Source organism: Micromonospora sp. C51 (assembly GCF_018070435.1).
GTDB classification, from domain to species: Bacteria; Actinomycetota; Actinomycetes; order Mycobacteriales; family Micromonosporaceae; genus Micromonospora; species Micromonospora sediminimaris.
Map to the genome: position 1 here is coordinate 1 of NZ_JAGPXQ010000007.1, position 24,172 is coordinate 24,172.

Annotated in this window: 28 protein-coding genes; 12 read left to right on the top strand and 16 right to left on the bottom strand. The window is 71.0% G+C overall.

The features are described 5' to 3' along the window. Positions 1-9: 9 nt before the first annotated feature. Together KBX50_RS10615 and KBX50_RS10620 are read right to left on the bottom strand one after the other, a co-directional pair. Complete coding sequence (locus KBX50_RS10615) at positions 10-891, bottom strand: helix-turn-helix transcriptional regulator (RefSeq protein WP_247673492.1); 882 nt, start codon at positions 889-891, stop codon at positions 10-12. Between the two features lie 138 nt (positions 892-1,029). Further along, a complete protein-coding gene (locus KBX50_RS10620) occupies positions 1,030-1,269 on the bottom strand; it encodes a DUF397 domain-containing protein (RefSeq protein WP_210936677.1) in 240 nt (79 codons plus the stop codon). A gap of 255 nt (positions 1,270-1,524) precedes the next feature. Here KBX50_RS10620 and KBX50_RS10625 point away from each other — a divergent pair, with 255 nt between their 5' ends. Together KBX50_RS10625 and KBX50_RS10630 are read left to right on the top strand one after the other, a co-directional pair. After that, complete coding sequence (locus KBX50_RS10625; protein WP_210936679.1) at positions 1,525-2,175, top strand: GGDEF domain-containing protein; 651 nt, start codon at positions 1,525-1,527, stop codon at positions 2,173-2,175. Between the two features lie 90 nt (positions 2,176-2,265). After that, a complete protein-coding gene (locus KBX50_RS10630) occupies positions 2,266-2,916 on the top strand; it encodes a flavodoxin family protein (protein ID WP_210936681.1) in 651 nt (216 codons plus the stop codon). 80 nt (positions 2,917-2,996) lie between these two features. Here KBX50_RS10630 and KBX50_RS10635 read toward each other — a convergent pair whose 3' ends face one another. After that, on the bottom strand, positions 2,997-3,479 hold the full coding sequence (locus KBX50_RS10635; RefSeq protein ID WP_307870907.1) for a type II toxin-antitoxin system PemK/MazF family toxin: 483 nt from the start codon (positions 3,477-3,479) through the stop codon (positions 2,997-2,999). A 77-nt stretch (positions 3,480-3,556) separates the two neighbouring features. After that, positions 3,557-3,913, bottom strand: a complete 357-nt coding sequence (locus tag KBX50_RS10640) for a DUF2267 domain-containing protein (RefSeq protein WP_210936683.1) — start codon at positions 3,911-3,913, stop codon at positions 3,557-3,559. 381 nt (positions 3,914-4,294) lie between these two features. Here KBX50_RS10640 and KBX50_RS10645 point away from each other — a divergent pair, with 381 nt between their 5' ends. Further along, on the top strand, positions 4,295-4,753 hold the full coding sequence (locus KBX50_RS10645) for a hypothetical protein (protein ID WP_210936685.1): 459 nt from the start codon (positions 4,295-4,297) through the stop codon (positions 4,751-4,753). A gap of 18 nt (positions 4,754-4,771) precedes the next feature. Here KBX50_RS10645 and KBX50_RS10650 read toward each other — a convergent pair whose 3' ends face one another. The 8 genes from KBX50_RS10650 to KBX50_RS10685 all read right to left on the bottom strand — a co-directional run bounded on the left by KBX50_RS10650 (position 4,772) and on the right by KBX50_RS10685 (position 12,539). After that, complete coding sequence (locus tag KBX50_RS10650) at positions 4,772-5,317, bottom strand: hypothetical protein (RefSeq protein WP_210937024.1); 546 nt, start codon at positions 5,315-5,317, stop codon at positions 4,772-4,774. A 2-nt stretch (positions 5,318-5,319) separates the two neighbouring features. Then, positions 5,320-6,069 (bottom strand): response regulator transcription factor, encoded by a 750-nt coding sequence (locus KBX50_RS10655; protein WP_210936687.1) that lies wholly within the window; start codon positions 6,067-6,069, stop codon positions 5,320-5,322. A 181-nt stretch (positions 6,070-6,250) separates the two neighbouring features. Continuing rightward, positions 6,251-7,114: a phosphate ABC transporter ATP-binding protein PstB gene (gene pstB / locus KBX50_RS10660; RefSeq protein WP_210936688.1), complete on the bottom strand. Its 864-nt coding sequence runs from the start codon at positions 7,112-7,114 to the stop codon at positions 6,251-6,253. 1 nt (position 7,115) lies between these two features. Next, positions 7,116-8,030 (bottom strand): phosphate ABC transporter permease PstA, encoded by a 915-nt coding sequence (gene pstA / locus KBX50_RS10665; protein WP_210936690.1) that lies wholly within the window; start codon positions 8,028-8,030, stop codon positions 7,116-7,118. Next, positions 8,027-9,019 (bottom strand): phosphate ABC transporter permease subunit PstC, encoded by a 993-nt coding sequence (gene pstC, locus KBX50_RS10670; RefSeq protein ID WP_232511087.1) that lies wholly within the window; start codon positions 9,017-9,019, stop codon positions 8,027-8,029. Before pstC ends, pstA begins: the two co-directional genes overlap by 4 nt. Before the next feature lie 85 nt (positions 9,020-9,104). Further along, on the bottom strand, positions 9,105-10,181 hold the full coding sequence (gene pstS / locus KBX50_RS10675; RefSeq protein ID WP_210936692.1) for a phosphate ABC transporter substrate-binding protein PstS: 1,077 nt from the start codon (positions 10,179-10,181) through the stop codon (positions 9,105-9,107). 213 nt (positions 10,182-10,394) lie between these two features. Beyond that, positions 10,395-11,039 (bottom strand): PhoU domain-containing protein, encoded by a 645-nt coding sequence (locus KBX50_RS10680; RefSeq protein WP_210937025.1) that lies wholly within the window; start codon positions 11,037-11,039, stop codon positions 10,395-10,397. A gap of 138 nt (positions 11,040-11,177) precedes the next feature. Beyond that, on the bottom strand, positions 11,178-12,539 hold the full coding sequence (locus KBX50_RS10685) for a hypothetical protein (protein ID WP_210936695.1): 1,362 nt from the start codon (positions 12,537-12,539) through the stop codon (positions 11,178-11,180). A gap of 103 nt (positions 12,540-12,642) precedes the next feature. Between KBX50_RS10685 and KBX50_RS10690 the strand changes: the two genes are divergently transcribed. The 3 genes from KBX50_RS10690 (at position 12,643) to KBX50_RS10700 (ending at position 16,822) form a co-directional block, all read left to right on the top strand. Beyond that, entirely contained in the window at positions 12,643-13,245 is a 603-nt protein-coding gene (locus KBX50_RS10690) for a bifunctional 2-polyprenyl-6-hydroxyphenol methylase/3-demethylubiquinol 3-O-methyltransferase UbiG (RefSeq protein ID WP_210936697.1), read from the top strand. Between the two features lie 89 nt (positions 13,246-13,334). Then, on the top strand, positions 13,335-15,083 hold the full coding sequence (locus KBX50_RS10695) for an ABC transporter ATP-binding protein (protein ID WP_210936699.1): 1,749 nt from the start codon (positions 13,335-13,337) through the stop codon (positions 15,081-15,083). Next, positions 15,080-16,822, top strand: a complete 1,743-nt coding sequence (locus KBX50_RS10700; RefSeq protein ID WP_210936701.1) for an ABC transporter ATP-binding protein — start codon at positions 15,080-15,082, stop codon at positions 16,820-16,822. The genes KBX50_RS10695 and KBX50_RS10700 overlap by 4 nt, the downstream gene beginning before the upstream one ends. Positions 16,823-16,856: 34 nt before the next feature. Here the strand turns inward: KBX50_RS10700 and KBX50_RS10705 are convergent, their stop codons facing one another. Beyond that, positions 16,857-17,189, bottom strand: a complete 333-nt coding sequence (locus KBX50_RS10705) for a helix-turn-helix transcriptional regulator (RefSeq protein ID WP_247673480.1) — start codon at positions 17,187-17,189, stop codon at positions 16,857-16,859. 62 nt (positions 17,190-17,251) lie between these two features. Between KBX50_RS10705 and KBX50_RS10710 the strand changes: the two genes are divergently transcribed. Beyond that, positions 17,252-18,379 carry an NAD(P)/FAD-dependent oxidoreductase gene (locus KBX50_RS10710; protein ID WP_210936703.1) on the top strand — a complete coding sequence of 376 codons (1,128 nt, stop codon included), beginning with the start codon at positions 17,252-17,254 and terminating at the stop codon, positions 18,377-18,379. Positions 18,380-18,614: 235 nt separating this feature from the next. On the opposite strand, the gene KBX50_RS10715 is transcribed toward KBX50_RS10710, so the two are convergent. Further along, the gene (locus KBX50_RS10715; protein WP_210936705.1) at positions 18,615-18,812 is read right to left on the bottom strand and encodes a hypothetical protein; all 198 of its coding nucleotides are present in this window, start codon (positions 18,810-18,812) and stop codon (positions 18,615-18,617) included. A gap of 24 nt (positions 18,813-18,836) precedes the next feature. On the opposite strand from KBX50_RS10715, the gene KBX50_RS10720 reads away from it, so the two are divergent. From KBX50_RS10720 to KBX50_RS10730, 3 genes are all read left to right on the top strand, one after another. Further along, a complete protein-coding gene (locus tag KBX50_RS10720) occupies positions 18,837-19,007 on the top strand; it encodes a hypothetical protein (RefSeq protein ID WP_210936707.1) in 171 nt (56 codons plus the stop codon). Continuing rightward, positions 19,007-20,248, top strand: coding sequence for an MFS transporter (locus KBX50_RS10725; RefSeq protein ID WP_210936709.1), 1,242 nt, complete (start codon positions 19,007-19,009; stop codon positions 20,246-20,248). The genes KBX50_RS10720 and KBX50_RS10725 overlap by 1 nt, the downstream gene beginning before the upstream one ends. Positions 20,249-20,350: 102 nt before the next feature. Continuing rightward, a complete protein-coding gene (locus tag KBX50_RS10730; protein ID WP_210936711.1) occupies positions 20,351-20,872 on the top strand; it encodes an AAA family ATPase in 522 nt (173 codons plus the stop codon). Positions 20,873-20,980: 108 nt separating this feature from the next. On the opposite strand, the gene KBX50_RS10735 is transcribed toward KBX50_RS10730, so the two are convergent. Next, positions 20,981-21,556: a dihydrofolate reductase family protein gene (locus tag KBX50_RS10735; RefSeq protein WP_210936713.1), complete on the bottom strand. Its 576-nt coding sequence runs from the start codon at positions 21,554-21,556 to the stop codon at positions 20,981-20,983. 120 nt (positions 21,557-21,676) lie between these two features. Further along, on the bottom strand, positions 21,677-23,053 hold the full coding sequence (eccB, locus tag KBX50_RS10740) for a type VII secretion protein EccB (RefSeq protein ID WP_210936715.1): 1,377 nt from the start codon (positions 23,051-23,053) through the stop codon (positions 21,677-21,679). A 111-nt stretch (positions 23,054-23,164) separates the two neighbouring features. Between eccB and KBX50_RS10745 the strand changes: the two genes are divergently transcribed. Continuing rightward, positions 23,165-23,884, top strand: coding sequence for a spermidine synthase (locus tag KBX50_RS10745; RefSeq protein ID WP_210936717.1), 720 nt, complete (start codon positions 23,165-23,167; stop codon positions 23,882-23,884). A 36-nt stretch (positions 23,885-23,920) separates the two neighbouring features. Further along, positions 23,921-24,163, top strand: a complete 243-nt coding sequence (locus KBX50_RS10750; protein WP_210937048.1) for a hypothetical protein — start codon at positions 23,921-23,923, stop codon at positions 24,161-24,163. The last annotated feature ends 9 nt before the right edge of the window (positions 24,164-24,172 follow it).

Sequence of the window (24,172 nt, forward strand, 5' to 3'; positions counted from 1 at the left end):
GGGTGGGGGTCAGCTGGGGTGGAGGTCGGCGATCATTCGTTCGAGGATCTCCGGGGTACGCTCCGGCGGCTCGGCCTCGACACAGAGGCGTTCCATGGCGACCGCGTAGAAGTCGAGGTCTTCGCGCTTGTCCAGGTAGATGGCGCTGGTGAGCTGCTCGATGTACACGATGTCGGGCAGGTCCTGATCACCGAAGCGCAGGATCGTGAAGGCTCCCCCGGCGGCGGCGTGCCCACCAGCGGCGAACGGGATCACCTGAAGCCGCACGTTCGGCGTACGCGTCGCCTTGAGCAGTGCCTCCAGTTGACCGCGCATCACCTGGGGGCCACCGATCGGCCGGCGCAACGCCGCCTCGTCGACGACCGCCCACAGGCGCGGTGGGCGCGGCCGGGACAGCAGTTCCTGTCGGCGCATCCGCAGATCCACCCGCCGGTCGATCTCGTCGGGACCGGCCGTGCTGTGGCCGAGCAGCACCACGGCTCGGGCGTACTCCGGGGTCTGCAACAGACCCGGGACGAACTGGACCTCGTAGCTACGGATGAGGGCGGCCGCCGCCTCCAGGCCGAGGTACGACTGGAACCACGACGGCAGGACGTCGCCGTACCGGTGCCACCAGCCCGGGTTGTTCGCGTCCCGGGCCAGTTTGAGCAACGCCGCGCGCTCCTGCTCGGCGGTCACGCCGTAGAGCGTGAGCAGATCGGCGACGTCGCGTTCCTTGAAGCCGACCCGACCCAGCTCCATCCGGCTGATCTTCGACTCGGAGGATCGAATCTCCCAGCCGGCACTCTCCCGGGTGACGCCCCGTGACTCCCGCAGCCGTCGCAGTTGAGCACCCAGCAGCATCCGCAGCACGGTCGGGCCGGCCGCCGGGCCCTCCTCGGCGGAAACCATGGTCACCTACCGTCCTCCGCATGCCGTCAGTGGCCGAACCGGTGGACCGACTCGACCGACGTGTAAGCATGCCATGAACCGTCAGTGAGGTGAACCGCCCATCCCGTGCGAGAACAATCCCGTGGATGGGATGCGGGGTCAGCCGATCAGGTGATCGAAGTCACCATCCCGGGCGCCGAGCACGAACGCGGCGATCTCATCGACCGTGTAGATCAGCGCGGGCCCGTCCGGGTGCCGGGAGTTGCGCAGGGCGATGCCCGCCCCACCGGGCAGCTCCGCCATCTCGACACAGTTCCCACTGGGATTGCTGCGCCGACTCTTCTGCCAGGCGAGGGGAGGCAAGTGGTTGACGGACACACCGTTGGGCGGCTGCTGCATGAGGGGCTTCTGTTCTCTCCGATTGGCGCCGGTGCCGTGGGAGGAGCGGTAGCGGCTTGACGGACGGTGTCGGCTCGTTATGCACGTGCATCTGCTATTGCATCTGCAATGGACACCGGGGATGATAACGCACGTGCGTGATGCCTACCTGCTCACGTTCTGTCCCGCGAACCTGACAACCATCAGGGGAAACGAGGTGTCTGGCAGCGTCGGCCGACTGGTGCCCGGCGTGTGTCGCGGAGAAGGGAGATGGTGGTGCCGGATCCGCTGACCGTCGCGTCCGGCATCTGCGCCGCAGGAGCGTTGCTCTCCTCCTGGCAGTTGGGACGCCGGGCCGTGCGGGCCGAGGCGGAGATCGGGCGTCTCCAGGCGGAACTCACCGCCGAGCGACACGCCGCCAGCCACGACCCGCTGACCGGTCTACCGAACCGACGGGCCTTCTACCGCCTCGCCGCGACGCTGCTCACCGACCGCTCCGGCTGCCGCCACCTGATCGCCGTGGTCCTCGATCTCGACGACTTCAAGCAGATCAACGACCGGTACGGACATGCCGCAGGCGATCAGGTGCTGGTCAGCGTCGCCGAGCGACTGGCCACCTTCGCCGGTGACAACCTGGTGGCCCGCCTCGGCGGTGACGAGTTCGCCGGGCTGTTGACCAGCCCGACCGTCGACCGACGGTGGATCGACCACGCGACCCGGCGGCTGTACGACATGCTGGCCGCCCCGATCCCGATGGGTGCCGTCACCCTCCGGGTGACCGCCTCGGTCGGTCTGGCGCCGGTGCAGGACAGCCAGCTCACCGAGGCGCTCAACCGCGCCGACGCGGCGATGTACGAGGCCAAGGCGCTCGGCAGCGGTCGAACGGGTCGAGCCCTGCGCGACACCGCGTACCTCGCAGAGTGCTGACGCCACCCCCGTTGCGACCCCGACCCACGCGTCACCGGTCCACGGGTGGGTACTCCGCCGGGATCAGGCTCGTACGGCGGAGGGACGATCATGGCGGACATCCGGGCGTTGGTCCTCAACTGCACCCTCAAACGCTCCCCCGCCCGGTCCAGCTCCGAGGTGCTGGGCCGGGAGGTGCTCGACGCTCTCGGCGAGCAGGGGGTCACCGGCGAACTGATCCGGGTGGTGGACCACGACGTCCGCTTCGGTGTCTCCACCGACGAGGGGGATGGCGACGCCTGGCCGCAGATCCGCGCGAAGCTGATGGCGGCGCAGATCTTCGTGATCGCCACGCCGATCTGGCTCGGCCAGCCGTCGAGCGTGTGCAAGATGGTGCTGGAACGGCTCGACGCCGAGCTCAGCGAGACCGACGACCGGGGCCGGCTGCTCACCTACGGCAAGGTCGGCGGGGTGGCGGTGGTCGGCAACGAGGACGGCGCGCACCACACGATCGGGCAGGTGCAGCAGGCGCTCAACGAGGTCGGCTTCACCTGCGCGGCGGCCGGCGCGACGTACTGGGTCGGCGAGGCGCTGCACAAGACCGACTACATCGACGCGCGCCCCAAGCCCGACACCACCGGCCGGGCGACGAAGGCGCTGGCGCTCAACAGCGCCCACCTGGCGCGGCTGCTCGCCGAACAGCCGTACCCGCCGCCGGACGCCCGCGACGCCGCGGTCGACCCGGCCCAGCGGTCCGGCTGAGGCCAGTCGTCCCACGGCGTACGCCACCGGCCCCACGGCGTACGTCACCGGCTCGGTACGGAACCGGACGGACCGGTCGGTCAGCGCCAGCCGTACCCGGCGCGCAGGGCCTGACCCACCCGGTCGAACCGGGCCCGGTCCAGCACCGCGCCCTCCCGCCGGATGCTGTCCTCCCGCATGGTCAGTACCCGGTCGAGGCGCACCCAGCTCGGCCGCCGGTCACGGTCCCAGTCACCCGGCCCCAGGGCCAGCCAGTGCCGGTCACCGTGTCGGTCCTGCTGGCTGGAGAGCATCAGCCCGAACAGCGTCCGGCTGTGCCGGCCCACCACCAGCACCGGCCGGTCCTTGCCCTGGCGAGGATCGTCCTCGTAGGACACCCAGGTCCAGACGATCTCCCCCGGGTCGGCCTGGCCGTCGGGCTCCGGGGCGTACGACAACTCGCGCCGCTGCAACGCGCTGACCTGACGCGGTCGCGCGAGCCGGGCCGGGGACGGACCGGCCGCCCGCGGCCTCGGGATGACCGCGCCGACACGGGACGCCATGCTCCTGAACAGACCTGCCACGGCGGCAGCCTATCCGCTGCCGCCGGTCCCCCGGCCGGCAGGGAGTACGCCGTGAGCCGCCGCGTGCCGGCCGGGCCTCACCCGACGATCGGGTCGCTGCCACCGCCGGCGGTGTGCAGTCGCGCCACCATCTCCTGGAACTCGCCGACGGTCACCGTCTCGCGCAGGGTGGCGAACACGGCCGCGGCCCCGGCGGCCGCCGTGCTCTCGTCGACCCCGGCCCGCTCACCGACCCGGCGGAGGAAGTCCGCCGGCTCGCCCGGCGACACCGCGTCGGTCAGCTCGACCGGCAGGTACCCGGTCGGGTCGGTCGGCGGCGAGCCGGTCATCCGCTCCACGACGGTCTGCAGAACGGCGCGCGCGACGCTGGCCGCGGGTTCGGGCGCCAGCCCGGATCGACGGGCCACCGCGGCGACGAACAGCGGAAACCGCACGGCGCCCTCCTGTCGTCAGCGCCGCGCTGGTTACCCCCGCCGGCACCGGACAAACGCCCGCCCCGGGTGCCCGGGTCGGTCCCGTGCGGTGTCCGGGCGGGCCCGCCAGGAACCGACCCGGTGCGAGGCCGGCGGGACGAGCGCCGCCCGGAGGTCCCTCGGCAACCGGGTACGGCTCGCACGCACACGTCGCGCCCCCGTTCGCCACCACGTGTGCCTGCCCGAAAGACCATGCTGGCAACCCCGCCGGGCCGGAGCTGTCCGGCCGCTGGGGTTGCCAGGCGAATGCCATCGTACGCGTACAGTTAGGAGTCCTGTCAATGCTGGATTCCATGTCCAGTCCTCGTGTAAATATGGTGTTCCGCCGTGCGAGGAGCCTCCATGCTTGAGGAGCCGGACCACCCCGGTGAGACCTTCGCCGAGCGTCTCGACTGGCTGTTCCGCACCACCGCGGACCCGACCGGCAAGCCGTACAGCGTCCGCCATGTCGCCGCCGAGTTGACCCGGCGCGGCTGCCGCATCTCCCACACCCACCTCAACAACCTGCGCCAGGGCCGGGCACCGGACCCGCGGCGATCCGTGGTGGAGGCGATAGCCGTCTTCTTCGGTCGTCCGCCGTCGTTCTTCACCGGTCGGCCGGTCGATCCGGAGCTACCCGACGACGACCTCGTCCAGCTGCTTGCCGACCCGTACATCCGGCAGGTGGCACGGCGGCTGGTCGACGCCCGCCTGTCGCCGGAGGGACACGCCGTCGTGGTGGCGGTGATCGAGCAGGTCCGCCGGCTGGAGGCCGCGGCCGGAAACCGACGCGCCGCAGCCACCCACGTCGCCGGGAGCTGAATCACGCCGGCCGGCTGGTCACGGTTCCGGCTGCGCGCCGACTTTCCCGGCTGTCTCGGGGCCGCGATGCTGTGCCTCGCGCCAACGTGCGGCGCGGACCCGGTCCATCGTGTAGCACAGCTCCCGAGGGGCCTCCGGCCGCCCGGGCACCCGGTCGAACGGGAACCCCCGGCCGGCGTAGTCGTAGTGGGCCTTGAGCAGCCGGGTCAACCCCGCCATCGCACCGATGATCTTCTTGCGGGGCCGTCCCGTGGCCTCGGCCAGGTCTCCCACCGTGAACAGCCGCTCCGGCTCGGCGGCGAGCGCGTCGAGCACGGCGGCGACCGTCCGGTGGGTGGCGCTGCGCCCCTGGCTGAGCCGGCGCAGATCCTCGACCGTCCAGTCCGACTCCGCCGGGCGGGGCATCGGGTCGACGCGCCGACGGGGCACCGGCCCCACCCGGTGCCGGGCGTCGAGGTCGGCCAGCAGCCGGGCCACGTGCGGGACGTACGCCAGCGGGACCGCCACCAGCACCATCCCCTCCGTCGGTGTCCCCGACGGCGGGTACGACGGCAGCGCCGGCATGTTCACGACGTCGTCGGCGTTGCCGTGGCCTGGGCGGGCACGAACCGGTAGCCCAGGCCGCGTACGGTCACGATCATCGGCGCCTGGTCGCCGTCCAGCGCCAGTCGCCGACGCAGCCGTTTGATGTGCACGGTCAGGGTGTTCGACGTGTCGTCGGAGATGCCACCCCAGACGGCGGCGAGCAGTTGCTCGCGGGTGACCGTCCGCTCCGCGTGGCTCATGAAGAAGTAGAGCAGGCGGAACTCCTTCAAGGGCAGGGCCACCGTCCGGCCGTCCAGACTCACCTCGAACGTCGCCGGGTCCACCCGCAGCCCGCCCAGCTCGATGGGTGGATCGAGGGCGCCGGAGGTCTCCGGGCGGATGGCCCGCAGGAGCGGCAGGACCTCCTCGGCCCGGTAGGGGCGCCGGACGCAGGCTGTGGCGCCGGCCTTGAGCGCGGCGGCGGCCACCCCACCGTCCTCGTCGCCCACCCCGACCACCGTGGGGATGCCGGCCCGACGGGCGAGCAGCCGCACCAACTCGGTGCAGCTCATGGTGGACAGGCCGGCGGCGACCACGGCCGCGTCCGGTTGCAGCGCCCCGGCGGCCAGCAGCGCCTCGGCGGCGTGCGCGAAGTGGTGGCCGCGTACCCGGTGGTCGGCCAGCTGGGTGACCAACGCGGCACCGACGCTCTCGTCGTCGTCCACCACGAGCAGCACGAAACGCCCGTCGGATCGATGGTCACCCCTGGTGGCCTCGACGAGATTGTTCATCGCACACCGGCTCCGGTTCAGTTCAGGCCCGCCACGACACCCTCGGTCGCGCAGGGCGATCCCCCGCACTACAGGTCGACGACGGTCGGCCGGGCGCGGCTGGGCTCACGACGAGCCAGCCACAACCCGGTGGGTCACCCTTTGACCAACGGCGACCCACCGTCGACCGTCGCGTTCGGCCTCAGCCGAAGCGACCGGTGATGTAGTCCTCCGTACGCTTGTCGGCGGGGTTGGTGAACAACTTGCCGGTCTGGCTGAACTCGACCAGCCGCCCGTGCCGCTCCTGCTCCTCGTCCACCTCGGCGGTGAAGAACGCGGTGTAGTGGCTGACCCGGGCCGCCTGCTGCATGTTGTGGGTGACGATGACGATGGTGTAATCGTTCGTCAGCTCGAAGATCAGATCCTCGATCTTCGCCGTGGCGATCGGGTCGAGGGCCGAGCAGGGCTCGTCCATCAGGATCACCTCGGGCTTGACGGCGATCGTCCGGGCGATGCAGAGCCGCTGCTGCTGGCCGCCGGAGAGCGCCAGAGCGCTCTTGCGCAGCTTGTCCTTGACCTCGTCCCAGAGCGCGGCCTTGGTCAGGGCCTCCTCGACGTGGTCGTCGAGGCGACCCTTGATGCCGTTGATCCGCAACCCGTACGCCACGTTGTCGTAGATGGACTTGGGGAACGGGTTGGGCTTCTGGAACACCATGCCGATCCGGCGGCGCACCTGGATCGGGTCGACGTCCTTGGCGTACAGGTCCTGGCCGTGGAACAGGACGTCGCCGCTGACCCGGGCACCCGGGATCGGGTCGTTCATCCGGTTGAGCGCCCGCAGCACTGTGGACTTGCCGCAGCCGGAGGGCCCGATCATTGCGGTGACCTGGTTCTGCTGGATCGGCATCGTGGTGCCGCGGACCGCCTCGTAGCTGCCGTAGTAGACGCTCACGTCGCGCAACTGCATCACGGACGCGTTGGCGGACTCCGCGCCGGAGACGGTGGTGCCGGGAGCGTGCACCGCCACGGACGGGCGGGTGGTGAGGTTGGTGTCATTGCTGGCCATGTCAGCGCTCCTTGATGGCGAACCGGCTGGAGATGAATCGGGCGATGATCGTGAAGCCGAGCACGATCACGATGAGCGTCAGCGCCGCACCCCAGGCCCGGTCCTGCGCGGCCGGGAAGGGCTGGCTGGCGTTGCGGAAGATCTGTGCCGGCAGCGCCGTGTTGGAGCCGTCGAAGAGGTTCCAGTTGGGCGAGAAGACAATGCCGGTGACGATGATGATCGGAGCGGTCTCACCGGCCGCGCGGGCGACGGCCAGTAGCGAGCCGCTGGTGATCCCGGAGATCGCCGCCGGCAGCACCACGGTCAGCGTGGTCTTCCACTTGCGGGCACCGAGCGCCATGCTCGCCTGCCGCAGCTCGTCGGGGACCAGCCGGAGCATCTCCTCGCTGCTGCGGATGACCACCGGCAGCATCAGGCAGGCCAGCGCCAGCGCGCCGGCGAAGCCGGTCTGCTCGCCGACGAGCAGCACCCAGGAGATGTAGATGAACAGACCCATCACGATCGACGGCACACCGGTCATCACGTCGGACATCAACCGGATGACCCGGGCCAACGGCCGCTGCTTGCCGTACTCGTTGAGGTAGATCGCGCCGAAGACGCCGAGCGGGATCGCCATCAGGGCGGCCATCCCGGTGATGAGCAGCGTGCCGACGATCGCCGGGCCCATCCCACCACCTTCGCGGCGGTAGGAGTTCGGGATGTCCTCGTTCAGGAACGACAGGCTCATCACCCCACCGCCCTTGGCGATGACGGTGTACGTCACCAGTGCCAGCGGGATGACGGCGAGCAGCACGGCGATCCAGATCGCCGCCGTGGCGAGATGGTTGGTGAACCGGCGACGACCGGAGAGCGCCGCCCGGGTCAGGTCAGGCCCGCCGGCGGCCGGGCGGGCGGCGGGTGGTGCGGTGAGAGTCACGCGACGCTTCCCTTCATCCGGGCCTCGGCCCGACGGACGACCACCTGGGCGAGCACGTTGATCAGCACCGTCATCGCGAACAGCACCACGCCGAGACCGATCAGCGCGGCGGTGAAGGTGCCGGTGGACTCGCCGAACTGCTGCACGATGACGGCGGCCATCGAGTTACCGGGGGCGAACAGGTTGGCGGTGATGTTGGTGGCGCCGCCGATGACCAGCGCGACCGCGATCGTCTCGCCCATCGCCCGGCCCAGGCCGAGCATCACCGCGCCGACCACCCCACCGAAGCTGTGCGGGAAGACCGCGCCCCGGATCATCTCCCAGCGGGTCGCGCCCAGGGCGAGGGCGGCGTCCTTGTCGGCACGCGGCACCGTGCTGAACACCTCACGGGTGATCGAGGTGATGATCGGCGTGACCATGATCGCCAGAATCAGGCCGGCGGTCATGAAGTTGCGGCCGCTGCCTACCGGGCCGAAGAGGCGGCCGAGCAGCGGGATGCCGCCGAAGACGTCGTGCATCCACTGGTAGATCGGGACCAGCGCGGGTGCCACGACCAGGATGCCCCAGAGGCCGAAGACCACCGACGGCACGGCGGCCAACAGGTCGATCACGGTCACCGCGGGGCCGCGCAGCCGGCGCGGGGCCAGCTCGGTGAGGAACAGCGCGATGCCGACCGAGACCGGCACCGCGAACAGCAGCGCGATAAGCGACGAGACCGCGGTGCCGTACGCGAAGGACAGCGCGCCGAAGATGGCGTCGCCGGTGGCCGGGTTCGGGTCCCAGACCCGTTCGGTGATGAAGCGCAGACCCATCGCGTCGAATGCGGGCCAGGCCTCCCGGACGGTGGTGATGAGGATCAGCCCGAGGATCGCCAGCACCAGCAGACCGGTGCCGAGCGTCCACCAGGAGAAGACGCGGTCGCCGAGGGCGCTGCTGCCGCGCTGGGTCAACGTCGGCTTGGCGGCGGGGGGATTGTTCGTCAAGGTCATCTTCACTCCAGCTCAGGTACCCCGCTAGGGACGGGATCGACGTGATCCCGTCCCCAGCTGGAACGCCCTAGCGATCTTGATTTGATCAGCCCTGGATCTTCTCGACCTGGGCCAGCGCCTTCTCCTTGAGGGAGGCCGGCAGCGGTGCGAAGTCGACCTCCTCGGCCAGCTCCTGGCCGTCGTTGAGCAGGTAGGTGAGGAAGCCCTTGACCAGCTCGGCCTTGTTCGCGTCGTCGTAGGAGGTCTTGACGATGATGAACGTCGGCGCGGTGATCGGGTAGGCGGAGGCACCGGCGGCGTTGAGCGGGTTGTAGCTCAGGTCCTCGGCGACCTCGGCACCTTCCAGGCCGGCGGTGGTGCCCTCCAGCGACGGCTCGACGAACTGGCCGTCCTTGTTCTTGATGGCGGCGAACTTCAGGCCGGTGGCCTTGGCGTCACTCAGGTCGACGTACCCGACGGCGCCGTTGGTCTGCTTGACGATCTGGGCGACACCGGTGTTCTTCTCGCCACCCTGGGTGCTGGCCGGCCAGGCCACCGTGTCGCCACTGCCCAGCTTCCAGGTGCCCGCAGCCGCGGCGTCGAGGTACTTGGTGAAGTTGCTGGTGGTGCCGGAACCGTCCGAACGGTGCGCGACGGTGATCGGCGTGTTGGGCAGCTCGACACCCGGGTTGTCGGCCTTGACGGCCGCGTCGTCCCAGGTCTTGATGTCGGTCTGGAAGATCTTGGCGAGCGTCTCCGGGCTGAGCTGGAGCTTGTCGACGCCCTCAAGGTTGTAGGAAACCGTGATCGGGGCCGCCACCGTCGGCACGTACATGAACGAGCCGGCGGTCACGCCGTCGGTGTCCTTCACCAGGCTGTCGGTGCCGGCAAAGTCGACCAGGCCCTCACCGAACTGCTTCTTTCCGGTGCCGGAGCCGGTCGCGTTGTAGGTGACCGTCACGTCGGGGGCCTCGGCCTTGAAGGCTTCGACGACCTCTTGGTAGTAAGCGTCCGGGAAGCTGGCGCCCGACGCCTTCAACTCGCCGGACAGGTCGGCGTAGGCGCCATCGCCGCCACTGCCGCCCGGCTCCGAGCTGTTGTCATTGCTACCACAGCCGGTAAGCGCGAGCGCGGCAAGCGCGACGCCGGCAAGGACGCGCCGCGAAAGCACGTTGCGGTTCACCAGGTAAGCCTCTCTATCGGGGTGCATCAGCCCGTCCGGGCCGTACGCGAGTCAAGCTAGGAGGCCCAGGTAGCCGGACTCCCGGACCCAGGTGAACGAAAAGTGAACTTGCCAGCTCGGTGGTGGCCACCTGGGAGTCGGGATGTGACGTTGCGGACGCGCCGTACCGGATGTCCGGAATCTCGGGCCCGCCGGCTGCCCTGCGTGGCCGCGTCAGAGCCGGATGGTGCCGGTCACCAGGTAGACGACCTGGCGGGCGACGTTCACCGCCTGGTCGGCGTAGCGCTCGTAGTAGCGGCCGAGCAGGGCCAGGTCGATCGCGGACTCCACCCCGTACGGCCAGCCGGAGACCAGCAGCGACAGCAGGCGTTCCTGCGCGGCGTCGACCTCGTCGTCGTCCAGCCCGAGCTGCATCGCGTCGAGCCGATCCCGGGTGGCCAGCACGACCGCGCACTTGTCCGCCACCCGCGCCGCCGCCTCGGCCAGCGCCGTCATCACCGGCATCGCCGGCTCCGGGACCACCCCGATCGGGTGCCGACGCAACGCGACCTTCGCGACGTGCACCGCGAGGTCACCCATCCGTTCCAGGGCACCGGCGATCCGCAACGCGCACACCACCAGGCGCAGGTCGGAGGCGACCGGCTGGTGCCGTACCAGCACCTCGGGGATCATCGCCTCCACCTCGGCCCGCCGGGCGTCCAGCACGGCGTCACCGGCGAGCACCGTCTCGGCCGCGCCCCGGTCCACCTCCAGCAGCGCGGTGCTGGCCCCCCGGATCGCCGCACCGGCGTCCCGACTCATCAACGCCAGGACGCCGGTGAGCCGGTCGAGCTGCTCGTCGAAGCTGTCCCGGCTCATTGCGCGTCCCTCCCGTCGGGTCACCCGGTCACGGTGACGCCCGGAACCGGCGCGGCAGCCGGCCGATCCTGGACAGCAACCTACCTGCCCCCGGGCAGCGCCACCCGGAGAGGGCACCGGCAGGTCTCGCCGCACCGGTCAGTCGGCGAGCACGTCCAGGAGCAGGGCCGCCGTCCAGCTGAACGCCGGTGAGCCGAGACCGGCGCCGGTGTCCGGGTGGAAGTACTCGTGGCAACCGGCCGCCGAGACCAGATCGATCATCGAGGAGCGCAGTCCGGCCGCCAACCGGTCGTGTCCGTGCCGCAGCAGTCCATGCCGGATCAACCAGGTGATGTTCATCCAGCTCGGGCCGCGCCAGTAGCGCAGCGGCTCGAAGTCGGTGCCGGTCCGGTCGTGGCTGGGCAGTGGTCGGGTCATCCGGGCGGCCAGACCGAAGCGGGCCGAGCGGGCCTCGGCGAGCACCGCGTCGACCTGTCGCGCCGGCAGGCCGGGCAGGATCAGCGGGGTCAGGCCGAGCACCGTACGGGCCGGCGTCAAGCGGCCGGTACGCAGGTCACGCGGGTGGAAGGTGCCGCTGTCCGGGTCGTACAGCCGGGTCACCACGGCCTCGGTGATGGCCACGGCCCGCTCCCGGTGCGGGCCCGGGTCGACCCCGATCACCTCGGCGATGCCGGCGAGCGCCACCTCCGAGGCGCCCATGGCCGCGTTGAACAGCGGACACTCGACCAGGAACGGATGCCGGTCGGCCAGGCTGTCGTCGCGGTAACCGCCCGCCCGGTACGCGGTGACCATGGTGACGTACCTCGCGTAGTCCAGGTCGGTGGGTCGGTGGGCGGGATCGGCGTGCACGGTGTCGCGCCGCCGGTACGCGCGCATCACCGCCGCCTCCGCCGGCACCGCGGACATCGGCCCGTCCCAGGCCGGGCTGTTGTCCAGTCCGGACTCCCACGGGTGCACGATGCTGGCCAACCCGGCGCCACCGACATCGCGACAGCTGGCGAGGTAGCGCTGCTGCGCCACCAGGCGCGGATAGAGCCGTCGCAACGCGACGCGGCTCGCCTCCGACGGCACGCGACGGTGAGCGTGCCAGGCGGCCAACGCGTGCACGGGCGGCTGCACCAGGCCGGAGGTGGCCACCGGCGGTGTTCCCTCGACGGTGTCCGACGACCAGAACGCGGGGCCGGGAAAGTAGGCGCCGCCAGCCACCGCCGGGTTGAACACGATGTGCGGCACCCGGCCGTCGCGCCACTGGGCGCGGAACAAGCTGTCCAGCTCCGACCAGGCGCGGTCCGGGCGGAGCTGGGCCCAGCCGATCGCGATGAAGGCCGAGTCCCAGCTCCACTGGTGCGGGTACAGGGTGCGCGACGGCACCGTGTGGTCGTGTTCCCAGTTGCCGTCGAGGGTGCTCCGGGCCAACTCCCACAGCCGGCCGTGCTCACCGACGGCATCAGCGGCCACAGCCGGGCCCGGCCCGGCCGGCGGAACAGTTTGGTTCACCATGAGTCACGACATGGTAGCGCGCGAGTTGGTCTCCGGACACCTGCCGTTGGTCCGTTCCGGCGGTCGGACGGCTGCCCTGAGCCGGTCCGGATACGGTGCAGACATGACCAACAGGACCCGATGGGCCACCGACACCGGTCCCGAGCACTCGCAGTGGTACGTCAACCGGTTCCGACAGTTGGCGGCCGAAGGGGCGGATCTGGCGGGTGAGGCCCGGCTGCTCGACACGCTGGTGCCGCCGGCCTCCCGGATCCTCGACGCCGGCTGCGGCACCGGTCGGGTCGGCGCCGCGTTGGCGGCGCGTGGTCACACGGTGGTCGGGGTGGACGCGGACCCGGTCCTGATCGACGCGGCCCGGGCCGACCACCCCGCGCCCCGTTGGCTCGTCGCCGATCTGGCCGAGTTGGACCTCGCGGCGGCCGGCGAGAGCGAGCCGTTCGACGCGGCGGTGCTCGCCGGCAACGTGATGGCTTTCGTCGCCGCCGGCACCGAACGCCAGGTGCTCAGCCGGGTCGCCGCGCACCTGCGCCCGGACGGCGTGGTCGCGGTCGGATTCGGCACCGACCGGGGGTATCCAATCACCGACTTCGACGCCGACGCGGTCGGCGCCGGACTGCGCCTGGAACACCGCTTCGCCACCTGGGACCTGCGCCCGTGGCGCGACGACGCGGACTTCGTCGTCACCATCCTGCGCCGCCCCAGCTGATCGCCGCTCCCCCGCCGTCCGCCACGTCGACGCCCGAAACGGCTGATATTGGCGTGGAAGCGTCACGCGCCTGACCGTAGCCTGAACCGATGCCCCCACAGCTCCCGCACGCCGAGCCGGGCACGCCGGACACGAGGGGGCCACTGAGGTACATCTGGTGGCTGGTCCGCTGCCAGCCGTGGCGGGTGCTACGCGGCGGTCTCATCGGCACGGCCTGGATGCTCGGGTTGTCGGCCCGGCCGTACCTCGTCGCCCGCGCCATCGACGATGGACTGCGCGCCGTGGACTACCGGGCGCTGCTGTGGTGGGTGGCCGCGATCGTCGTCGCCGGGATGGTCCTGGCCTACCTGGGCATCATGCGGCACCGCACGATGACGTTCGTCCGGGAGGATGCGTCGGCCCGGTCCGCCGCCGTCCTGTTGCGTCACCTGTCCCGGATCGGTGCCGTGCTGCCCCGCAGACTCGCCGCCGGGGAGGTCGCCACCGTGGGCGGTGCCGACATCATCCACACCTCGGCGGTGCTGACCATGACCGGGCCGGGCGTCGGGGCCGTCCTCGCGTACGTCTTCGTCGCCTTTCTGCTGTGGTCGGTGTCCCCGTTGCTGGCGGCGTTCGTGCTGCTCGGCGTGCCGGCGGTGGTGCTGCTCGTCGGGCCGCTGCTGCGCCGCCTCGAACGGGTCGAGTCGGTCTACCGTCACCAGCAGGGTCTGCTCACCACCCGGGCCGCCGACATCGTGGCCGGGCTGCGGGTGCTCGCCGGGGTCGGTGGGCGGGGACTGTTCGCCCGCCGGTACACGGCCCGCTCGCAGCGGCTGCTGGCGGAGGGGTACCGGGTCGGTGCCGTGAACAGCTGGATCGAGGCGCTGACGATCGCCATCCCGGGGCTGTTCCTGGCCGCCGTGGTGTGGCTGGCGGCGCGGATGGCCTCGGCCGGTGACATCACCATCGGGCAGATGGTGGCCGTCTACGGGTACGTGGCGGTGCTCATCGTGCCGGTGTGGTTCCTGCTCGAAGGTGGCCACCAGCTGATCCGGGGGCGGGTCGCCGCCCGCCGGATCGTCGCGCTGCTCAACCTGAGGCCGGACGTGGCCGGCCCGCCGTCGCCGGTCGGCGGGCCGCCTCGACCCGCCCCGGACGGGCCCGCCGACCTGCACGATCCCGACACCGGGCTGACCGTACCCGCCGGTCGGCTGCTGGCCGTCGCCGCCGACGACCCGGCCGAGGCCATCGCCCTGGCCGACCGGCTCGGGCGGTTCGTCGCCAGCGCGGTGACCTGGGGTGGCGTACCGCTGACCAGCATCGCGCTGGACGAGGTCCGGGCCCGGATCCTCGTCGCCGACCACGACTCCTACCTCTTTGCCGGGACACTGCGCGAGATCCTGCACGTCCGGGCCGACCTCCACGACGCCGACCTGCGGACGGCCCTGTGGACGGCGTCGGCGGAGGATGTGGTCGACGCCCATCCGGCGGGGCTCGCGATGCCGATCGGTACGCGGGCCCGGACCCTCTCCGGCGGCCAGCGACAACGGGTACGCCTGGCCCGCGCTCTGCTCGCCGAGCCGGACGTGCTGATCCTCGTCGACCCGACCTCGGCGGTGGACGCGCACACCGAGGCGCGCATCGCGCAGCGGCTCCGGGCGGCGCGGGCCGAACGAACGACAGTCGTGCTGACCACCTCACCGCTGCTGCTCGGTCACGCCGACCTGGTCGCCCACCTGCGCCATGGCCGGATCATCGCCGCCGGCGGTCACGTCGAACTGCTCGAACAGGAACCGAGCTACCGGGCCCTGGTGTCCCGGGACAACGAGGTCGCCGACGCAGACGGATCACTGCGGTGAGCGGACTGCCCGTCGCGGACCGGCAGGTCGTCCGCCGCGCGGCGCTGGGCCTCATCGCCGTGGACCGCCGCGCCGTCGCCGTGATGCTGGTGCTGCACGGCGCCGCAGCGGTCGCCGGGCTCGCCACACCCTGGCTGGTGGGCAGGATCGTGGACGAGGTCGCGGCCGGTGCCGGCACCGCCGCCGTGGACCGCCTGGCGCTCGCGATCGGCGGCAGCGTGCTGGCGCACGGTCTGCTCACCCGGTACGCCCAGTACACCGGTCACCGGTTCGGCGAGCGTGCCGTCGCCCGGCTGCGCGAGGGGTTCGTCGCCCGTACGCTCGACCTGCCCATCGCCGTCGTCGAGCGCGCCGGCACCGGCGAACTGGCCACCCGCAGCTCGGTGGACGTGACGACGGTCGGGAGCACCGTCCGGGACGTGGTGCCCGTCATGGTCATCGCCTCGACCCAGCTGACGCTCCTCTTCGGTGCGATCTTCCTGCTGCACCCGCTGCTCGGTCTGGTGGCCCTGACCGGGCTTCCGTCGATCGTCGCGGTCACCCGCTGGTACCTGCGTCGCGCCAGGCCGGCGTACCTTGCCGAAGGGGCCGCGACCGCCGAGCTGACCGAGGCGTTGACCACGACCGCGGAGGGTGCCCGCACCGTCGAGGCGCTCCGCCTCGGTGCCGACCGCACCGCGTACGGCCGGCAGCGCATCGGCCGGGTGTGGGCCACCCGCCGGGCGACCCTGGCGCTGCGATCGGTCTTCTTCCCGGTGGTGGAGGCGAGCTACGCGGTCCCGATCGCGGTGGTGCTGCTGTTCGGCGGTCTTCTGCTGGACCGTGGGATGGTGAGCCTCGGCGAGGTGGTGGCGGCGGCGCTCTACCTTCAGCAGGCGATCGAGCCGCTGGACCGGCTGCTTCAATGGATGGAACAGGCCCAACGCGGTCTCGCCTCGTTCGCCCGCGTACTCGGTGTCGGCCAGCAGGCCGAACCCGCCGCCGTCCCGCGACCACGCGTCCCGGCGCCCGCCCGGTCCGGGCGGCTCGTGGTGCGCGGCGCCCGCTTCTCGTACGCCGACGGTCCCGACGTGCTGCACGGGATCGACCTGGTGGTGCACCCTGGCGAACGTCTCGCCATCGTCGGCCCTTCGGGGGCGGGAAAGTCCACCCTGGCCCGGTTGCTCGCCGGAATCGACGTGCCGCGCGAGGGGGTGGTGAGCCTCGACGGCGTCGCGGTCACCGACCTGGACCCGGCCGAGCGGCGCCGCCGGATCGCCCTGGTCACCCAGGAGCACCACGTCTTCATCGGTACGCTGCGCGACAATCTCGCCTTCGCCGCACCGGACGCGTCCGACGAACAGATGCGCGCCGCACTGGTCGCGGTGAGCGCCGACTGGTACGCCGACCTGCCCGACGGGCTCGACACGCAACTCGGCGACGGTGCCCGTGAACTCGGTGCCGCCGACGCCCAACAGCTCGCGCTGGCCCGGCTGGTGCTCGCCGACCCGCACACCCTGATCCTCGACGAGGCAACGGCCGCGCTCGACCCGACGACCGCCCGGCGCACCGAACGGGCCCTCGCCGCCGTGGTCAACGGACGTACCGTCATCGCCATCGCGCACCGGCTCAACACCGCGCACGACGCCGACCGGGTGGCGGTGCTGGAGGACGGCCGGATCACCGAACTCGGCAGCCACCACGAACTCGTCCGCGCCGGTGGCGCGTACGCCGCTCTCTGGCGCTCGTGGCACGGCTGAGCCCCGGCCCGACCCTCGCACGACGAAGGTCTGATCAACAGCACGTCGTCAGGTAGGACTGCAAGTCTGCGAGGGCGGTGAGGGCGCCTTCGCGATCAGCCCGGTAGAACACCGTCTTGCCGTCCCGGCGCGAGGTGACCACCCCACCGCGTCGTAGCAGGACCAGCTGTTGCGACGCGGTGGCCTGGCTGATGCCGACCTGCTCGGCTACCTCACCCACGGACTTCTCCGCGCCGCCGCCGAACAACATCATGATCCGTTGCCGGGTGGGGCTACCGAGTGCTTTGAGGAACTCCTGCGTCTGCGGCGCAAGCCCCGAGATGATGTTCTGCGTTCCGATCGGCATGTCGGCAGCGCCCTGGCTCATGGTCACACCTTCCCCCGCGAACATCATATTGTCATTCAACGTAATGACAATATGATGATGTCATGACCCCCCAGGTAGAACCCGTGATCATCGTCGGCGGCGGCCAGTCCGGCCTAGCTGCCGCACGTGCCGCCCTGGCCGCCGGCCTGCGTCCCGTCGTGCTACACGCCGGCAATCTGCCGGTCGGCTCCTGGCCGGATTACTACGACAGCCTCACGCTGTTCTCGCCCACCCGATTCAGCGCCATGCCCGGCATGGCCTTTGACGGAGACCCCGACCATTACCCGCACCGGGACGAGGTCGTCACCTACCTGCACCGCTACGCCGGTGCCCTCGACGCCGAAATCCGCACCGGCGTCCGCGTTGCGGAGGTCCAGGCACGCTCCGGTGACGGTTACCTCGTCCGCACCGACGCTGATGATCAGATCGCGGCGGCCGGCATCATCGCCGCCAGCGGGTCCTTTGGCAACCCATACCTGCCCGAACTACCCGGCCGTAGCGATTTCACCGGCGACGTGGCGCATGTGGCGAACTACCGCCGGCCGGACCCCTATGCCGGCCAGCGGGTCATCGTCGTCGGCGCAGGCAACTCCGCAGTGCAGGTCGCCTACGAGCTCGCAGCACACGCGCGGGTCACCCTCGCCACCCGGGAACCTGTCCGGTTCCTGCCGCAGCGCGTCGGCGGGCGGGATCTGCACCACTGGCTGCGGATCACCGGCGCGGACCGCCTCCCCCGGCGCATCCTGACCCGCCTGGTCCAGCACGCCGCCGTGCTCGACACCGGCGTCTACCACCAGGCGATCACCTCTGGACAACTCGCCCGCCGGGAGATGTTCAGCGCCTTCACCCCCGACGGCGTTATCTGGGGCGACGGCACCACGGAGCACGTTGACACGGTCATCTTCGCCACCGGCTACCGCCCCGACCTGGGCTACCTGGAGCCGCTCGGCGCCCTCGCGCACGGCACGCCCCGACAGGTGGGCGGGCTTTCCACCACCCATCGAAGGTTGGCCTACCTGGGACTGGAATTTCAGCGATCCTTCGCCTCGAACACGCTGCGCGGTGTCGGCCGCGACGCCGCCCACGTGGTGCGCGCCATCGCCGGACAGCTGGCCGGTACACACAAGCGGCCCCGCTCGGCACACACCCCTCCGGCCGCACCGAGCGGCACGGGTGCCACAACACGTTGACCACCAACGGCCGACATCAAAGGCGCAGGCGTACGCGGTCGTCACCCTCGATCAGGTTCGACTCCGAGCAGTGCTGCCGGCTGTTTCGATACTCTTCTAGGTTGACATATCTCTAATCAAAGGCCAGTCTCTGCTTCGAAGGTTGTCGAGACAGAGCCGCAGTGCAGGGACATGCGTACGCCGCATCCCTGATCATCCTGCGGCCATCGAGAGGAGTTCAGATGAGCAACAACACTCAAGCTGTCGGATCCACCGACCATCCAGCCACCGCTTCCACCGGATCCGGCTCCTGCTGCGGCAGTCCCGCCCGGCCCGCGGACACCACCCTCCCGCTCACCAGCGAGACGCCGACCATCAGTCCCTGCTGCGGCTCGACGGAGGCCGCCCAGGCCGCCGGTTCCTGCTGCGATGCCAGCGCCAAGGCCGCCGCCATCAGCGCAGGACAGGGATGTTGCGGATGACACGGGCCGGGTCCGAGGATCCGTTCGGGCAGGTCCGCCCGGGCGGTACGGCGACCCCGGTCTCGTCCATCCCCGGCGACGGTCGCCCGGGACCACCCGCCGCAGCCACCGTCTTCAGGCACGACGCCCAGGTGACGTGCCTGGTCGACCCCGGTTGCACCGGCTGATGACCACCTCCACGGTGGTGTCCGCCGATCCGACAGCCGACGGACACCACCCGTGGCGCATGGTCGCCGCCCTCGCCATTACCTCCACGGTGGGCTACGGCACGCTGTACTACGCCTATGCCGTCCTCCTCAGGCCCATGGCCACCAGCCTCGGCACGTCCACCACCGCCGTCACCGGTGCGCTGACCGCCAGCGTTCTCGCCGGGGCCCTGATGGCCATACCCGTCGGCAGATGGCTCGACCGGCACGGCGGACGCGCCCTCATGACCGCAGGCTCGATCACCGCCACCGCCCTGCTGGTCGCCTGGTCCCAGGTCCAGACCGTCGGACAGCTGTACGCCGTGATGACCGGCATCGGAATCGTCAGCGCGATGGTCCTCTACGAACCCGCCTTCGCCGTCATCGTCTCCTGGTTCTCCGCCGACCGACGCGCCACCGCCCTGCTCGCAGTCACCATCGTCGCCGGTTTCGCCAGCACCATCTTCATGCCCCTCACCGGTCACCTGGTCGCTCACCTCGGTTGGCGCGCCGCACTGCTCACGCTCGCCGCCATCCACGGCCTGGTGACCGTGCCGCTGCTCTCCCTCACAATCCGTACGCCCCCACCGCCCACCGCGTCCACGCCCACCGCGCAACCGGACCGCAGCCAGCGACGGGCGGCAGCCAGCAGGGCCACCCACGACCCGCGATTCTGGATCCTCACCGCAGCCCTCGTCGCCCACGGCGCCGCGACCAGCATCATCGCCGTCCACCTCGTCGGCTACCTCACCAGCCGCGGCCACCCTGCCACCTTCGCCGCCACCACCACCGGCCTCTTGGGCGTCCTGTCCGTCACCGGCAGACTCGTCCTCACCGCCGCCCGACGCCGCTTCGCCGTCACCACCATCGTCGCCACGGTCTTCGCCATCCAGGCCGCCGCCATTCTCGTTCTACCTTTCATCGGAGATAGCCGGATCGGGGCGGTCATCACCGTTATCGGATTCGGCATCGGGTTCGGCATCGCCCATCTCGCCGCTCCGGCCCTGCTCACCGGCCGCTACGGCACCACCGCCTACGCAACCATCGCTGGACGACTTGCCGCCCCCGTCACCATCGCCAGAGCCACCGCACCGCTCGGTGCCGCCGCGATCCTGCACACCGGCGGTGGATACCTTCTCGTCCTCGCCGCCGTGGCCGTCTGCTGCGTCCTCGCCGCCGCCGGAATGCTCGCCCGAGCCGGCACCGCGACGCCGGCCACGTGAGCTGCGCCTACCCGGACCGGGACGCTTCCGCCTGCCCCAGTCGGTGCCGGGCCGGTCGTGCGCGCCCCACCTGATCGTCGCCGTGGTGGGAGCATCCTCGGCATGATTGTCTGGATAAACGGTGCCTTCGGCGTCGGCAAGACGACCACGGCGGGCCTGCTCAGGGAACGTCTCCCGGATGCCAAGGTCTTCGACCCCGAGTACGTCGGTTACCTGCTGACCCCGTTCGTCGGCTCGCCGACCGGAGACTTCCAGGATCTTCCACTGTGGCGTCACCTCGTCGTCGAGACGATGAGCGGCCTCGCCCGGGAGTATCCGCACACCTGGATCGCGCCGATGAGCCTCATCAATCCCGCGTACCGCGAGCAGATTCTCGACGGTATCCGTGCGGATGGCGTCGAGGTGCACGAGGTCGTGCTCATGCTGCCGGAGGAGCGGTTGCGCGCCCGCATCGATGCCGACCAGGTGGACGTCGCTGCCCGCCAGTGGCGACAGGACCATGTTGCTCGGGCGCTCACCACCTTCGCGGCGGTGACCGGCGCTCATCTCGTCGACGCGTCCCAGCCACCCGAACAGGTGGCCGACGCCATCGCCATGAGCATCCAGCCATCGCCCAGCCGCTGACCCGCTTCCGTACCAGGACGGAGCTTTCGCTGTGGGTGCATCTGTTGTCGTCAGCAACAACAGATGCACCCAGAACGGCGCGAACGTTCAGGTGGGCCGATCGGCTGGTCAGCGGGCGACGTCGTAGACCAGCTTCTGGATGCCGTTGGCGTAGGACTCGCTCTCGACGAGCTTGAGGTTCTGCTTGTCCCGGTCGGTGTCGGAGAACAGCCGCTTGCCCGCGCCGAGCAGCACCGGGAAGACCAGCAGATGGTAGCGGTCGATCAGGCCGGCGTCGGAGAGGTTGCGGTTCAGCGTGGCGCTGCCGTGGATGCTGATCGGTCCGCCCTCGGTCTGCTTCAGCGCGGCGACGTCGTCCAACGACCGGAGGATGACGATCTCCCCCCAGTTGGACACCAGGTCCTGCTCCTTGAGGGTGGTCGACACGACGTACTTCGGCATCGCGTTGTAGCCGGCGAACTCGACGGTCATGTCCGGCCACACCGGGGCGAACGCCTGGTAGCTGACCCGGCCCATCATCATCGCAGTGGCCTCGTCCTGCTCACGGCCCTTGATCTCGTAGGCGGCCTCGTCGAACGCGATGTCGTTGAAGGTCCAGCCCGAGTTGCGGTAGCCCGGTTCTCCGCCGGGTGCCTCGACGACGCCGTCGAGCGAGACGAACGCGGTGGCGATCAGGGTACGCATCTGGTTGCTCCTTGAGGTCGGTCTGACGTGCTGTCGTCAGTGCGACGAGCGAGGGTCGCCGGATTCGACAACCCACGCCGAGAAATTTCCTACCACTTCCGCGGCACGAGTCCGAGCAGGTCAGGCGGGGGCGGCGCGCTGGCGGGCCGCACTTGGGTCGAGCGAGGCACCAGCGGGTACGAGGCTGACCACGCCTGCGGGCAGCCGGACGGGTCGCACGTCCGCGTAGCCGAGCATGCCGGTCACCTCGGGGCCGGCGAGCGCGTACCGGCGGCCGAGGTCGGTCACCACGGAGATCGCGCCGCCGGTGGCGCCCGGCGTGGCGACCGATTCGACGAGCGCGCCCCGCCCCGGCTCCACCAGCACGTGGTCAGCGGTCGTCGAGGCGGTCGGCTGGTCCGGGCCCGAGGCCGGCGTCGGCAGTTCGACACCCTGCCGCACCTCGACCGCGCCGGTGTCGTCACCCACCCGCACGCAGATCGTGGACCGGTCCGGCGTGGCCAGCCGGGGCGGAGCAACCGGCGGCGCGTCGGGCCCGGTGGGGACGAGATCGGGCAGCTGCGGCAGGGCGGCGAAGCGGCCGAGGCTGATCTGCTCCGGCTCCCGCTGACCGGTGCGGGCGAGCAGCAGACCGGCCTGTAGCTCGGTGATGCCGGCGAGCCCGTCGCGCAGCACCACCGCGTACTGCCGCCCGCCGCCGGAGTTGCTCACCACCAGCACGTCACCGATCCGAGCCTCGGCGACCCGGGTGGACCGCCGGCCCAGGTCGGGCGGGTCCAGTGGGGCAAGGTCGAGACCGGCCGGCACCGAGTTGAGCAGAGCGGCGGCCACCGGCACGGACCGGGAACGGGTGGTCACCAACGCGGCCAGCACCCGGTCGGTGTCCCGGATCAGGTGCCGCTGCTGGTGCCAGAGCAGGTGCAGCCGGCCGTCGGGATCACGCAGCAGCAGTGCGTCCCGGCCCAGCGGCCGGCCGCCGGTGCCGCCGGCCCCCACCAGCAGCACCGACCGTGCCGTTGCCGCGGGCTCGGTCGGGGGCACCGAACAGACCGACCACGGTGCGGTGGCCAGCCGGGCCGCCGGGGGCAGCGAGTCGGGAGCGTCGCGAATGCCCAACGGCAACCCTCTCGGCACCCCGTCGATCGACCGCCGGGACACCAGTACGGTCTTCGGCCGCTGCGTGCCGACGATGAGCAGCGCGGAGGCGTAGTTGAGCACCGGATGCAGCTTTTCCTCCCGGTAGACGAACCGGGCACCGGACTCCTTCTCCACGATGACCACACCGGCGTCGCGCCACTTCGCGCCGCCGCCGGTGAAGAGGCCGTACAGGGCGGCAGCCCCCAGCCCGACGACCGCCACCAGGACGCCGGCCATCCCGGCTCCGGCGAGCCGACGCATCGGGGACTGCGCCGGATCGGTCTCCCGCGTCACCAGCGCGGCCACCGTCCGCTGGACGGTGAACTGGTACGAGTGCAGCTGATCCTGCCGCGACGGCATCGCTTTCCCTCCGGCGAGACGAACCGGGCACAGGATATGCGCTGCGTCGATCTCCCGGGGACCGGGCGTCACGCCGCTCGCGGCAGCTCACGGGCCGGTAGCATGCCGGCGGTGAGCGTACGTTTCGAGGAACTGGCCTGGCGACCGACACCCATCGGCGAGATCAGTCTGCGCCGGCGTCGCGATCCCCGGCTCGACCTGGATGTGTACGAGGTCAAGCTCGACGACGAGTTCCTGATGTCGAGCCTGTTCACCGCCGGTGAGGTCGAGTTGGCCCGGTTGGGGTTGGCGTCGCTGGCCGGTGACCGCCTCGACGTCGTCGTCGGCGGGCTGGGCCTCGGCTACACCGCCCGCACCGCGCTGGCGGACGACCGGGTCGCCTCCCTGCTGGTCGTGGAGGCGGTCGAGGACGTCATCGACTGGCATCGGCGCGGCCTGCTGCCGTTCGCCGCCGGGCTGGCCACGGACCCGCGTACCCGGCTGGTGCGGGCCGACTTCTTCGCCCGGGTGGCCGGCCCGGACGGCCTCGACCCCGACGACGCCGGCCGTCGTTTCCACGCGGTGCTGCTGGACGTCGACCACTCCCCCCGGCACCCGCTGCACCCGAGCCACGCCGCCTTCTACCGGCCGGACGGGTTGCGCCGTCTGGCGCGGCTGCTGCGTCCGGGCGGAGTGTTCGCCCTCTGGTCGGACGATCCACCGGACCCCGACTTCGAAGCCGACCTGGCCGCCGTGTTTCCCACCCATCACAGCCACGTGGTGCGGTTCGCCAACCCGCTGACCGGCGGCGCGTCGGCCAACACCGTCTACCTGGGGAAACTTCCCGACTGAAGCGGGTCGCCCACCCGCGCGGACGGCATGATGCGGGTGGGAACGGGTAGCCGGGCCAGCAACCGCGCCCGGACCGGCCGGGCGGCCGGGTGGGAGGTGGAGATGCGTGCCCTGCTCTGGGTCGTCGGCGTCGTCGCCGGGGCGCTGGTGCTGCTCGGGCTGCTTCTGGAAGCGGTCCGCTGGCTGGTCATCATCGGGCTCATCGCGCTCGCCGCGGTGATCGTGCTGGCCTTCGTCAAGGGCCGCCGGTCCGCCCACAACTACCCCAACCGCCGCTGACGCTGCTCT